The organism is Pseudomonas sp. S3_A03, assembly GCF_054668275.1.
This window is the reverse complement of the sequence record NZ_CP162753.1, coordinates 5861497-5874098: the sequence shown is the minus strand read 5'-3', so window position 1 is coordinate 5874098 and position 12602 is coordinate 5861497. Positions and strand designations below refer to the sequence as shown.

At 62.4% G+C, this 12602-nt stretch carries 11 protein-coding genes; 9 read left to right on the top strand and 2 right to left on the bottom strand.

Translation table 11 applies throughout. From position 1 onward, the window contains the following. Positions 1-30: 30 nt before the first annotated feature. A complete protein-coding gene (locus AB4O25_RS27130) occupies positions 31-471 on the bottom strand; it encodes a GlcG/HbpS family heme-binding protein (RefSeq protein ID WP_065877977.1) in 441 nt (146 codons plus the stop codon). 256 nt (positions 472-727) lie between these two features. Between AB4O25_RS27130 and gcl the strand changes: the two genes are divergently transcribed. From gcl to AB4O25_RS27085, 9 genes are all read left to right on the top strand, one after another. Beyond that, positions 728-2503, top strand: coding sequence for a glyoxylate carboligase (gene gcl, locus AB4O25_RS27125; RefSeq protein ID WP_017529323.1), 1776 nt, complete (start codon positions 728-730; stop codon positions 2501-2503). Between the two features lie 10 nt (positions 2504-2513). Continuing rightward, a complete protein-coding gene (hyi, locus tag AB4O25_RS27120) occupies positions 2514-3296 on the top strand; it encodes a hydroxypyruvate isomerase (RefSeq protein WP_068935758.1) in 783 nt (260 codons plus the stop codon). A gap of 63 nt (positions 3297-3359) precedes the next feature. Continuing rightward, positions 3360-4331 (top strand): 2-hydroxy-3-oxopropionate reductase, encoded by a 972-nt coding sequence (locus AB4O25_RS27115; RefSeq protein ID WP_324256280.1) that lies wholly within the window; start codon positions 3360-3362, stop codon positions 4329-4331. A gap of 120 nt (positions 4332-4451) precedes the next feature. Then, positions 4452-5732, top strand: a complete 1281-nt coding sequence (locus tag AB4O25_RS27110; RefSeq protein ID WP_017529326.1) for a glycerate kinase type-2 family protein — start codon at positions 4452-4454, stop codon at positions 5730-5732. Next, on the top strand, positions 5722-7137 hold the full coding sequence (gene pyk / locus AB4O25_RS27105; RefSeq protein WP_017529327.1) for a pyruvate kinase: 1416 nt from the start codon (positions 5722-5724) through the stop codon (positions 7135-7137). The genes AB4O25_RS27110 and pyk overlap by 11 nt, the downstream gene beginning before the upstream one ends. 136 nt (positions 7138-7273) lie before the next feature. After that, positions 7274-8149: an urea transporter gene (locus tag AB4O25_RS27100; RefSeq protein WP_065877973.1), complete on the top strand. Its 876-nt coding sequence runs from the start codon at positions 7274-7276 to the stop codon at positions 8147-8149. Between the two features lie 31 nt (positions 8150-8180). After that, positions 8181-9005, top strand: a complete 825-nt coding sequence (locus AB4O25_RS27095; RefSeq protein ID WP_017529329.1) for an ion transporter — start codon at positions 8181-8183, stop codon at positions 9003-9005. A 95-nt stretch (positions 9006-9100) separates the two neighbouring features. After that, on the top strand, positions 9101-10102 hold the full coding sequence (locus AB4O25_RS27090) for a sulfate ABC transporter substrate-binding protein (RefSeq protein ID WP_017529330.1): 1002 nt from the start codon (positions 9101-9103) through the stop codon (positions 10100-10102). A 242-nt stretch (positions 10103-10344) separates the two neighbouring features. Beyond that, positions 10345-11541 (top strand): MFS transporter, encoded by a 1197-nt coding sequence (locus AB4O25_RS27085; RefSeq protein ID WP_017529331.1) that lies wholly within the window; start codon positions 10345-10347, stop codon positions 11539-11541. A 97-nt stretch (positions 11542-11638) separates the two neighbouring features. Here AB4O25_RS27085 and phnN read toward each other — a convergent pair whose 3' ends face one another. Then, positions 11639-12190, bottom strand: a complete 552-nt coding sequence (gene phnN, locus AB4O25_RS27080; RefSeq protein ID WP_017529332.1) for a phosphonate metabolism protein/1,5-bisphosphokinase (PRPP-forming) PhnN — start codon at positions 12188-12190, stop codon at positions 11639-11641. Positions 12191-12602: the final 412 nt, after the last annotated feature.

Sequence of the window (12602 nt, the reverse complement as noted above, 5' to 3'; positions counted from 1 at the left end):
CCCGATGAGGTCCTGACAGTCACTCAATACTCAAGCTGACACCCCCGCATCCGCCCGCAACCCCACCCCCTCAATCGCCGTAATCGCACACTGCTCGTCAATATCCGACGTATCCCCGCTTATCCCGATAGCCCCCAACACCACACCGCCGTGATCGCGAATCAGCACGCCACCCGGCGCCGGCACGACGCTGCCCTGCCCCAGGCTGTTCAGCGCAGCGATAAACGCCGGGCGTTGCTGTGCGTCCAGCGCCAGCAAGCGCGAGCCCTTGCCCAGGGCAATCGCGCCCCAGGCCTTGCCGATGGCAATGTGCGGGCGCAGCAGGCTGGCGCCGTCTTCGCGTTGCAGCGTGATCAAGTGGCCGCCGCTGTCGAGCACGGCGATGGTCAGCGGCGCGGCCGCGATGGTGCGCCCGGCGTTGAGGGCATCGCTGGCCAATTGGCTGGCGAGTTTCAAGGTTAAAGCGCTCATGGTGCCGTCCTTCTTTTGTTATTGAGAATACGGGTGGAGGTCTGTTTGATCAGATGCTCGGCACAACAAATAGAACACAATGACTTATATTTTTGTATACAATATTTTCTCCAATGCCTTCCATCTGTCGAAAAAACGCCTTCCGTCACGCGCAAACACCCATCAATAAAATGAATTGACCTGCGTCGCTTGTCGTGAATACACTTCTACCAAACACAACTTGTATACAATTACAAAACGCAAGAGGCACCAAAACATGAGCAAAATGAGAGCAATCGAAGCCGCCGTCCTTGTCATGCGCCGCGAAGGCGTGGACACCGCCTTCGGTATCCCTGGCGCCGCGATCAACCCCCTGTACTCAGCCTTGCAGAAGGTGGGTGGCATCGATCACGTCCTTGCTCGCCACGTTGAAGGCGCCTCGCACATGGCCGAGGGTTACACCCGCACCAAGGCCGGCAATATCGGCGTGTGCATCGGCACCTCGGGCCCGGCGGGCACCGACATGGTCACCGGCCTGTACAGCGCCTCGGCCGACTCGATCCCGATCCTGTGCATCACCGGCCAGGCGCCGCGTGCCCGCCTGCATAAGGAAGACTTCCAGGCCGTGGACATCACCAGCATCGTCAAGCCGGTGACCAAGTGGGCGACCACCGTCCTCGAACCTGGCCAAGTGCCCTACGCGTTCCAGAAAGCCTTCTATGAGATGCGCTCCGGCCGTCCGGGCCCGGTGCTGATCGACCTGCCGTTCGACGTGCAGATGGCCGAGATCGAATTCGACATCGACGCCTACCAACCGCTGCCATTGGCCAAACCGCTGGCCACCCGCGTCCAGGTGGAAAAAGCCCTGGCCCTGCTCGACACCGCCGAGCGCCCGCTGCTGGTCAGCGGCGGCGGCGTGATCAATGCCAACGCCAGCGAGTTGCTGGTTGAATTTGCCGAACTCACCGGTATCCCGGTGATTCCGACCCTGATGGGCTGGGGCACCCTCCCTGACGACCACCCGTTAATGGTAGGCATGGTCGGCCTCCAGACCTCCCACCGGTATGGCAACGCGACGATGCTCAAGTCGGACATGGTGCTGGGTATCGGTAACCGCTGGGCCAACCGCCACACGGGTTCGGTGGAGGTCTACACCGAGGGGCGTAAATTCATTCACGTCGACATCGAACCGACGCAGATCGGCCGGGTATTCACCCCGGACCTGGGCATCGTTTCCGACGCCGGTTCCGCGCTGACGATGTTTATCGAAGTCGCCCGCGAGTGGAAAGCCGCCGGCAAGCTCAAGGACCGCAGCGCCTGGCTGCATGAGTGCCAACAGCGCAAGGCCACCCTGCACCGCAAGACCCACTTCGACAACGTCCCCGTCAAACCGCAACGCGTGTACGAAGAGATGAACCAGGTGTTCGGAAAAGACACCTGCTACGTCAGCACCATCGGCTTGTCGCAGATTGCCGGCGCGCAATTCCTGCATGTCTACAAGCCGCGCCACTGGATCAACTGCGGCCAGGCAGGTCCCTTGGGCTGGACCATCCCCGCCGCGCTCGGCGTGGTCAAGGCCGACCCGAGCCGCAAGGTAGTGGCGTTGTCCGGCGACTACGATTTCCAGTTCATGATCGAAGAACTGGCCGTGGGCGCACAGTTCAAGCTGCCGTACATCCACGTGGTGGTGAACAACTCCTACCTGGGGCTGATCCGCCAGGCCCAGCGCGGGTTTGAAATGGACTACTGCGTGCAGCTGTCTTTCGACAACCTCAACGCGCCGGAACTCAACGGTTATGGCGTCGACCACGTCGCCGTCGCCGAAGGTCTGGGTTGCAAGGCCCTGCGCGTGTTCGAACCGGGCCAGATCCAGCCGGCGTTACGCAAAGCCCAGGCGATGATCGAAGAGTTCAAGGTGCCGGTGATCGTGGAGATCATCCTGGAGCGCGTGACCAATATTTCGATGGGCACCGAAATCAACGCCGTCAACGAATTTGAAGACCTGGCACTGGTCGGCAACGATGCGCCCACTGCCATATCCCTGCTCGATTAAGGAGAACCCTATGCCACGTTTTGCCGCCAACCTGTCCATGCTGTTTACCGAGCAGGACTTCCTCGCCCGCTTCAAAGCGGCCGCCGAGGCCGGGTTCGAGGGTGTGGAATACCTGTTCCCGTATGAGTTCAGCTCCGCCGAGATCAAGGCGCAACTCGATGCCAATGGCCTGACCCAGGTGCTGTTCAACCTGCCGGCCGGGGACTGGGCCAAAGGCGAGCGCGGCCTGGCGTGCCATCCGGACCGGGTCGAGGAGTTCCGCGCCGGGGTCAAGCTGGCCATCGCCTACGCCCAGGTTTTGGGTAACACCCAGATCAACTGCCTGGCGGGCATTCGGCCAGAGGGGGTGGATGATCAAATGCTGCAAAAGACCTTCGTCGCCAACCTCAAATACGCCGCCGACAAACTGCAAGCGGCGGGTATCAAGCTGGTGATGGAGGCGATCAACACCCGCGACATTCCAGGCTTTTACCTGAATAACACGGCGCAGGCCCTGTCGATTCGCGAGCAGGTGGGCAGTGACAACCTGTTCCTGCAATACGACCTCTATCACATGCAAATCATGGAAGGTGACCTGGCCCGCACCCTGTCCGCGCACCTGGGTGAGATCAATCACGTCCAACTGGCCGACAACCCCGGCCGCAACGAGCCGGGGACCGGGGAGATCAACTACCGCTTCCTGTTCGAGCATTTGGACCGCATTGGCTACACCGGCTGGGTCGGCTGCGAGTACAAGCCGTTGACCACCACCGAAGCGGGACTGGGTTGGCTCAAAACCCATAACGCCATCTAACAAACACAACACAAAGCCCAATGTGGCAGGGGGCTTGCCCCCGAGGGGTCTCTGATTCAACAGGTGTGTCGGCTGGTACACCGCTATCGGGAGCATGCCCCCTCCCACAGGGGACCTGCGGTGTCATTACAAGAGGATTTCATCATGGCTAAAATCGGCTTTATCGGCACCGGCATCATGGGCGAACCCATGGCCGCGAACCTGCAAAAAGCAGGTCACCAACTGTTTCTGTCCGAACATCACGGCAAGGCTCCGCAAGCGCTGATCGACGCCGGCGCCGTGGCCCTCGCCACCCCGCAACATGTCGCGCAGGAAGCCGAGTTCATCATCGTCATGGTGCCCGACACTCCGCAGGTGGAGGACGTGCTGTTCCGCGCCGATGGCGTGGCTGCCGGCCTGTCGCCAAACAAGGTGGTGATCGACATGAGTTCGATCTCCCCCACCGCCACCAAGGCCTTCGCCGAGAAGATCAACCAGCACGGCGCGCAGTACCTCGATGCGCCGGTGTCCGGCGGTGAAGTCGGCGCCAAGGCCGGCACCTTGAGCATTATGGTCGGTGGCGAGCCGCGGACCTTCGAACGCGCCCTCGCGTTATTGCAGAGCATGGGCAAGAACATCACCCTGGTCGGCGGCAATGGCGACGGCCAGACCGCCAAGGTCGCCAACCAGATCATCGTCGCGCTGAACATCCAGGCGGTGGCCGAAGCGCTGCTGTTCGCCGCCAAGAACGGCGCCGACCCGGCCAAGGTGCGTGAAGCGCTGATGGGTGGCTTTGCTTCGTCGAAGATCCTGGAAGTGCATGGCGAACGCATGATCAAAGGCACGTTCGATCCGGGCTTTCGCATCAACCTGCACCAGAAGGATCTGAACCTGGCCCTGGCCGGTGCCAAGGAGTTGGGAATCAACCTGCCGAACACCGCCGGCACCCAGCAGGTGTTCAGCACCTGCGCGGCAATTGGCGGCGGTAACTGGGACCACTCGGCGCTGATCAAGGGCCTGGAGCATATGGCGAATTTTTCGATTCGCGATGAATAACTCCTGATGTGAAATGCGATCAACCTGTGGGAGGGGGCAAGCCCCCTCCCACAGGTTGATCGCATTTCAATCCAAAACTTGATGCACCTCCAATAACAAAAATCCCCCGGGAGCCCGCTTATGTCGGCCGATCCGCAACACCTGCTTCGCGAGCTGTTTGCCACAGCCATCGACGCTGCCCACCCCCGGCAAGTGCTTGAACCCTTTCTGCCCGCCGACCGCAGCGGTCGCGTCATCGTGATCGGCGCCGGCAAAGCCGCGGCAGCCATGGCGCTCGTCGTCGAAAACTGCTGGCAGGGCGAGGTCTCGGGCCTGGTGGTGACCCGCTACGGCCACGGCGCGCCGTGCAAAAAAATTGAAGTGGTGGAAGCCGCGCACCCGGTTCCCGATGCCGCCGGCCTGGCCGTGGCCACCCGCGTGTTGGCGTTGATCAGTAACCTTGGCGAAGACGACCGCGTGATTTTCCTGCTCTCCGGTGGCGGCTCGGCGCTGCTGGCGCTGCCCGCCGAAGGCATCACCCTGGCCGACAAACAAACCCTCAACAAAGCCCTGCTCAAGTCCGGCGCGACCATCGGCGAGATGAATTGCGTGCGCAAGCACCTCTCGGCGATCAAAGGCGGCCGGTTGGCCAAAGCGGCGTGGCCGGCGACGGTGTACACCTACGCGATCTCCGATGTGCCGGGCGACCAGGCCACGGTGATCGCCTCCGGCCCTACCGTCGGCGACCCAAGCACCTCGCAACAGGCGCTGGCGATTCTCAAGCGCTACGGCATTGAGGCTCCGGCGTCAGTGCGCAGTTGGTTGCAGAATCCGGCCTCGGAAACCGTCAAGCCCGGTGACCCGGTGCTCGCCCGCAGCCACTTCCAATTGATCGCCCGCCCTCAGCAATCCCTGGAAGCGGTGGCGGTCAAAGTGCGTCAGGCCGGCTTCAGCCCGCTGATCCTCGGCGACCTGGAAGGCGAAGCGCGGGACGTGGCCAAAGTGCACGCCGGGATCGCCCGGCAAATCGTGCAGCACGGCCAGCCGTTGGCGGCGCCGTGCGTGATCCTTTCCGGCGGTGAAACCACGGTGACCGTGCGCGGCAACGGGCGCGGCGGGCGCAACGCCGAATTCCTGCTGAGCCTCACCGACAGCCTCAAGGGCTTGCCCGGCGTGTATGCCCTGGCCGGCGATACCGACGGCATCGACGGCTCGGAAGACAACGCCGGCGCAATCATGACCCCGTGCAGTTATTCGCGCGCCGAGGCCTTGGGCCTGAGCGCCGCTGATGAGCTGGACAACAACAACGGCTACGGCTATTTCGCCGCGCTCGACGGCTTGATCATCACCGAGCCGACCCGCACCAACGTCAACGATTTTCGCGCCATCCTGATCCTTGAGACTGCCAACCATGACGCCTGACAAGAAGGTCAAAATCCTGGCCACCCTGGGCCCGGCCACCGACGGGGTCGACGCCATCCGCGAACTGGTGGAAGCCGGGGTGAATATCTTTCGCCTCAACTTCAGCCACGGCGACCACGCCGACCATGCTCGGCGTTATCAGTGGATCCGCCAGGTGGAGCGCCAGCTCAATTACCCGCTGGGCATTCTCATGGACCTGCAAGGGCCCAAACTGCGGGTCGGGCGTTTCGCCAAGGGCAAGGTGCAACTGGTGCGCGGCCAGGCGTTGCGCCTGGACCTGGATGAAACCCCCGGCGACCAGCGCCGGGTCAACCTGCCCCATCCGCAGATCATCGCGGCCCTGGAGCCGGGCATGGACCTGCTGCTCGACGATGGCAAGTTGCGCCTGCGGGTGATGACCAAGCATGCCGATGCCATCGACACCACGGTGCTCAATGGCGGCGAACTGTCTGATCGCAAAGGCGTGAACGTCCCACAAGCGTTGTTGGAACTGAGCCCACTGACCGCCAAGGACCGACGTGACCTGAGCTTCGGCCTGGAGCTGGGTGTGGACTGGGTAGCGCTGTCGTTCGTGCAACGTCCGGAAGACATTCGCGAAGCCCGCGAGTTGATCGGTGACAAGGCGTTTCTGATGGCCAAGATCGAGAAACCTTCGGCCGTGCAGCGCCTGCGGGAAATCGCCGAACTGAGCGACGCGATCATGGTGGCCAGAGGCGACCTGGGCGTGGAAGTGCCGGCCGAGAGCGTGCCGCAGATCCAGAAAGACATCATCCGCACCTGCCGCCAACTGGGTAAGCCGGTGGTGGTGGCCACGCAGATGCTCGAATCCATGCGCTTTTCACCCGCGCCGACCCGCGCCGAAGTCACCGATGTGGCCAACGCGGTGGCCGAAGGCGCGGACGCGGTGATGCTCTCGGCGGAAACCGCATCGGGCGAGTACCCGCTGGAAGCCGTGCAGATGATGAGCAAGATCATTCGCCAAGTGGAGCGTGGGCCGGATTACCAGGCTCAACTGGACGTCAGCCGCCCAAAAGCCGATGCGACAGTCTCGGACGCGATCAGCTGTGCGATCCGCCGCATCAGCAGCATCCTGCCGGTAGCCGTGCTGGTGAACTACAGCGAGTCGGGCAACTCCAGCCTGCGCGCGGCGCGAGAGCGGCCGGTGGCGCCGATCCTCAACCTTACGCCGAACCTGTCCACGGCACGCCGCTTGAGCGTGGCGTGGGGCGTGCATTCGGTGGTCAATGACCGGCTGCGCCAGGTGGATGAAGTGTGTTCCACCGCGCTGGAAATCGCCCAGGCCCAGGGCATGGCGCAGCGCGGGGATACGTTGGTGATTACCGCCGGGGTGCCGTTCGGGCAGTTGGGGTCGACCAACTCGCTGCGTATCGAGACGCTGATTTAGCGCCGGTAAGGGCCTTATCGGGAGCAAGCCCCCTCCCACACTGGACTGTTTTCACACCTATGAATGTGAACCCAATCAAGTGTGGGAGGGGGGCTTGCTCCCGATGAGGGCAACTCGGTCTCACTGACAACCCATCATGCACAACCCAACCTGCCCCGACTGGGCCGAAGCCCTGCTCAACGGTTTCAGCCAGATTTTCCTGCAGCGCCACCCGCTGTGTGGCCTGCTGTGCCTGCTGGCGATCCTGATCGGCGCCCCGGCCGTGCTTGGCGGTGCGCTGCTGGGTGGGCTGGCGGGGCTGCTCACCGCTCAGCGCCGGGGCTATCCCAAGGCTGAACGCCAGGCGGGTCTATATAGCTACAACGGCGTATTGCTGGGCGTATTGATCAGCCAGCACTTTACCTGGTCAGCCTTGGTGCCGCCGTTGATCCTGGCGTGCGGCGGCCTGAGTGCGATCCTCACACGACAGTGGCTAAAACGCGCGCCACATCCCGAGAACCTGCCCGCCTACACCGCGCCGTTTGTCCTGCTGGGGTGGCTGCTGTTGGGCAGCATCCCGCCACCCCCGGTCGCCTTCAGCGAACCCGAGGTCTTGACCCTGCTCGCTGCGCCTCTCACCGGCCTGGCGCAAGTCATGCTGCTGGACCAGCCCCTGGCCGGCGCCTTGATTGCCATCGGCCTGTGGCTGGCCGACCGGCGCGCCGCCGCGTGGGCGCTGGCCGGTGCGATCAGCGGCGTATCGGCCGGCCTGCTGCTGGGCGATAACACCGCTACCCTGTTGGGCCTGCACAGCTACAACCCGGCCCTCGCGGCCCTGGCCTTGAGCCCGGCACGCCGCCAACCCTGGTTGCCACTGCTCGGCATCCTGCTGGCGATTCTGCTGACGCCGGGCTTTGCCAGCCTGCCCGTGCCGGCGCTCACCGCGCCGTTTATCCTCGCCTGCTGGCTGGTGCGCGCCGGCCGCCGAGTGCTTGCGCAACCGCGCATGGACAGCCCCTTCGAATCGCCCTAGGCTTGCTCGATATTCGATTCGGGCGGGACTTATGGACAGCAACAACGACTGGCGCCAGCGCCTCTACGTCATGGTTTTTCAGAGCGATACGCCGGCTGGGCGGCGCTTTGACGGCATCCTGCTGCTGATCATCCTGGCCAGCCTTGTGATCGTGATGCTCGACAGCATCGACCAGATCCACCAGAACTACGCGGATGTGCTGGCGTATATCGAGTGGGGCTTCACCGTGATTTTCCTGATCGAGTACGGGCTGCGCCTGTATTGCTCGCCCAAGCCGTTGCGCTATGCCTTCAGCTTTTACGGGCTGGTGGATTTGCTGGCCATCGTGCCCGGCATCCTCGCCCTGTATTACAGCGACGCTCAATACCTGCTGATCATCCGCATCATCCGCATGCTGCGTATCTTCCGCGTGCTCAAGCTCAGCCCGTACCTCAAGCAGGCCAATTACCTGATGGCGGCGCTGCGCGGCAGCAAGCAGAAGATCGTGGTGTTCCTGGTCAGCGTGTGCACCCTGGTCACGGTGTTCGGCACCTTGATGTATGTAATCGAAGGCCCGCAACACGGGTTTACCAGCATCCCCAAGGGCATCTACTGGGCCATCGTCACCCTGACCACCGTGGGCTTTGGCGATATCGTGCCCAAAACCCCGCTGGGCCAGGTGATTTCGTCGCTGGTGATGATCACCGGTTACTCGATCATCGCGGTACCCACCGGGATTTTTACCGCCGAACTGGCCAGTGCCATGCGCGGCGAGCAGTTGCAAACCGATTGCCCGGTGTGCAAAAAAAACAGCCATGAGCCCAGCGCGGCATTCTGTTCACGCTGCGGCAGCAATCTGTTTAAGAAAGTGGAATAAGCAAAGTTCTTTTTAATCTTTAAGCGACTATGGCGCCCCGGCTATAGTCGCTGGCAAATGGCCTTACCCTTCTCTCGAACAACAAGGAATGAGCAGTGAAAAAAATCCTCAGCGCCTCTCTATTGGCCGCCGGCCTGGCCCTGGCGGGCTCCGCCCAGGCAGCGACCACCCTGCTCAACGTCTCCTACGACGTGATGCGCGATTTCTACAAGGACTACAACGCCGCCTTCCAAAAGCACTGGGAGGCCGAGCACCCGGACGACAAGCTGACGGTGCAGATGTCCTTCGGCGGCTCCAGCAAACAAGCGCGCTCAGTGATCGACGGCCTGCCGGCTGACGTGATCACCATGAACATGGCCACCGACATCAACGCCCTGGCCGATAACGGCAAACTGGTGCCGGACAACTGGGTCACGCGCCTGCCGGACAACAGCGCGCCGTTCACCTCGGCCACTGTGTTTATCGTGCGCAAGGGCAACCCAAAAGCCCTGAAAGACTGGCCGGACCTGCTCAAGGATGGCGTGCAGGTGATCGTGCCCAACCCGAAGACTTCGGGTAACGGCCGCTACACCTACCTGTCGGCCTGGGGCTATGTGCTCAAGAACGGCGGCGATGAAGAAAAGGCCAAGGCCTTCGTGGGCAAACTGTTCAAGCAGGCGCCTGTGCTCGACACCGGCGGCCGCGCCGCCACCACCACGTTCATGACCAACCAGATCGGCGACGTACTGGTGACGTTCGAGAACGAGGCCGAAATGATCGCCCGGGAGTTCGGGCGTGATCAGTTCGAAGTGATCTACCCAAGCGTCTCCGCCGAAGCCGAGCCACCGGTGTCGGTGGTCGACAAAGTGGTCGATAAGAAAGGCACCCGCGCCGCCGCCGAAGACTACCTGAAGTACCTGTGGTCGCCACAGGGCCAGGAAATCGCCGCCAACAACTACCTGCGCCCACGTGACCCGAAGGTGCTGGCCAAGTACACCGACCGTTTCCCCAAAGTCGACTTCCTGTCGGTGGAGAAGACCTTTGGTGACTGGCGCACCGTGCAGAAGACCCACTTCAATGATGGCGGGGTGTTTGACCAGATTTACTCCGGTCAATAACTGACAAAACGCGGTAAACCTGTGGGAGGGGGCTTGCTCCCGATAGCAGTGTGTCAGTCAGCACATGTATTGACTGACGCACCGCTATCGGGAGCAAGCCCCCTCCCACATTTGGTTTTTGTGTAGTTGTTTCTGAATGTATCATCACCAGGCATAGGTGATATCACCACAAACGGCCTACTCAGCATGGAGCCTTGTCTTTACTCTCGCTCGCCATCTTCCTTCGCTTTTATGAGAACACCATGAACGCAACTTCCCACGCTACAACCACCATGACCCGAGGCATGGTGATGCTGTTTGCGTTTTGCTGCGGCGCGATTGTCGCCAACATTTACTACGCGCAGCCGATCATCGAATTGATTGCCCCGGACATCGGCCTCACGCCGGCAATGGCCAGCCTGATCGTGTCGCTGACGCAGATCGGCTATGCGTTGGGCTTGTTCTTCCTGGTGCCGTTGGGCGACCTGCTGGAAAACCGCAAGCTGATGATCCTCACTACCGTCGTGGCGATTGCCAGCCTGTTGGGCGCTGCATTTACCGAGCAGCCGAACCTGTTTTTGCTGGTGTCATTACTGATCGGCTTCAGTTCGGTGTCGGTACAGATCCTGATCCCGCTGGCCGCGCACCTGGCACCCGCCGAATCCCGTGGCCGGGTGGTCGGTAGCATCATGGGCGGCCTGCTGCTCGGTATCCTGCTGGCACGCCCGGTGTCCAGCGTGGTGGCGGATCACTTCGGTTGGCGCGCAATGTTCATGGCCGCCGCAGCGTTGATGGCGTTCATCAGCGTGGTGCTGATGCTGACCATTCCCAAGCGCCAACCCGACCACAGCGCCAGCTACGGCCAGTTGCTGGGCTCGCTGGGCACCCTGTTGCGTCGCCAGCCGGTATTGCGCCAGCGCGCGTTTTACCAAGGCTGCATGTTTGCCGCCTTCAGCCTGTTCTGGACCGCAGCCCCGCTGGAACTGGCGCGCAATCATGGCCTGAGCCAAAGCGAGATCGCCCTGTTTGCCCTGGTCGGTGCCCTGGGCGCTGTCGCTGCGCCCATCGCCGGGCGCCTGGCCGATGCCGGCCACACTCACCGTGCTTCGCTGCTGGCCATGCTGTTTGCGGCGCTGAGCTTCCTGCCGGCCTTCATACACCCGCTGTTCAGTGTGATCGGCCTGGCGGTGACCGGCGTGGTGCTGGACTTCTGCGTGCAGATGAACATGGTCATCGGCCAACGCGCCGTCTACGCCCTTGACGCCCACAGCCGCAGCCGCCTGAACGCGCTGTACATGACCAGCATCTTCATCGGCGGCGCCTTCGGTTCGGCGATTGCCAGCAGTGTGTATGAACACGGCGGCTGGCTGGGGGTAGTGGTGGTGGGCAGTGCGTTGCCGCTGGTGGCGTTGTGGCGGTTCTTCAGTGCGTCACGGCAGACGGTTGCGGCAGTGGCCTGATCGCAACTCCCACCGAGCTCGCATCAGGAGCGGACCAACTGTTGGCTGAGACTTCATCACGTCCGACAGTTGATCCAAGCTCCGTCAGGCTACGCCCCTAGCCCAGGCAGCAGAGCAAACGCTCGACCGTGTGCTCCAGCGGGCCGGAGTTATCCAGCACGCACAACCCCGCGCCATTGGCGGCGATCAGCTCCTCGGTGAACCGTGTGTTGCGCGCCAGGCGTTCCTCGATATCCGCCAGCGACTCACGCCCGCGCGCGAGCAAGCGCTGGCGCAATACGGTTTGATCCACCGTCAGCAACAGCACCAGCAACGTCGGGTAACGCTCGCGGGTTTGCGCCAGGTGCGCGCGGGAGCCATTGACCAACACGTCCTCCCCCGCCGCCAGCCATTCGTCAATCGCCTTGGGAATGCCGTAGCACAGGCCGTTGGCCTGCCAGCTGAGGGCAAATGCGCCCTCGGCCTCCATCACCGCAAACTGCGTCGGGCTCACGCCCTGGGCGGCTTCGCCTACCGCCTCCGGCGAACGCGTGATCACCCGGCGCGCAATGCGGCAGCCACGCTCGGCCAACCGTGGGCGTGCCGCGTCCAGCAGGCTGTCCTTGCCCGAACCCGAAGGCCCGATGAGATAGATCAACCTGCCTGCCATCACCACACTCTCTTTGCTTGTTTTCAGACTTCTTGGACCACGGCGCTGGGTAGTCGGCACGGGAAAGTTCACCCAGCACGCGCTCGGAAGCCAGGCCCGCGGCGGCCACATTACCGGAGTGCGACATGCCGTGCATCACGTTCTGCGTATACGCAAAGGGGTGCTTGCGCCGTGGCGATGGAGCTTGGATGTTCCCTGACGGAGGGGCGGTGCCACTTGCTCCCGATATCGGTGTGTCAGTCAGTATCCGTATAACTGATCCACCGTAATCGGGAGCAAGCCCCCTCCCACAGTTGATTGCATGTCAAGTCGAGAACTTCTTGTTAGGCCCCCCCGGTCTCGGCACCGAAACAGGCCTGAGCAATGCCGCATTTTGACCCCGGTGTTTGGAAGGATGCATTTCACAGATATT

Coding starts and splice junctions, on each gene's coding strand:
- AB4O25_RS27130 (WP_065877977.1), bottom strand. CDS start 471: ATGAGCGCTTTAACCTTGAAACTCGCCAGCCAATTGGCCAGCGATGCC.
- gcl (WP_017529323.1), top strand. CDS start 728: ATGAGCAAAATGAGAGCAATCGAAGCCGCCGTCCTTGTCATGCGCCGC.
- hyi (WP_068935758.1), top strand. CDS start 2,514: ATGCCACGTTTTGCCGCCAACCTGTCCATGCTGTTTACCGAGCAGGAC.
- AB4O25_RS27110 (WP_017529326.1), top strand. CDS start 4,452: ATGTCGGCCGATCCGCAACACCTGCTTCGCGAGCTGTTTGCCACAGCC.
- pyk (WP_017529327.1), top strand. CDS start 5,722: ATGACGCCTGACAAGAAGGTCAAAATCCTGGCCACCCTGGGCCCGGCC.
- AB4O25_RS27100 (WP_065877973.1), top strand. CDS start 7,274: ATGCACAACCCAACCTGCCCCGACTGGGCCGAAGCCCTGCTCAACGGT.
- AB4O25_RS27095 (WP_017529329.1), top strand. CDS start 8,181: ATGGACAGCAACAACGACTGGCGCCAGCGCCTCTACGTCATGGTTTTT.
- AB4O25_RS27085 (WP_017529331.1), top strand. CDS start 10,345: ATGAACGCAACTTCCCACGCTACAACCACCATGACCCGAGGCATGGTG.
- phnN (WP_017529332.1), bottom strand. CDS start 12,190: ATGGCAGGCAGGTTGATCTATCTCATCGGGCCTTCGGGTTCGGGCAAG.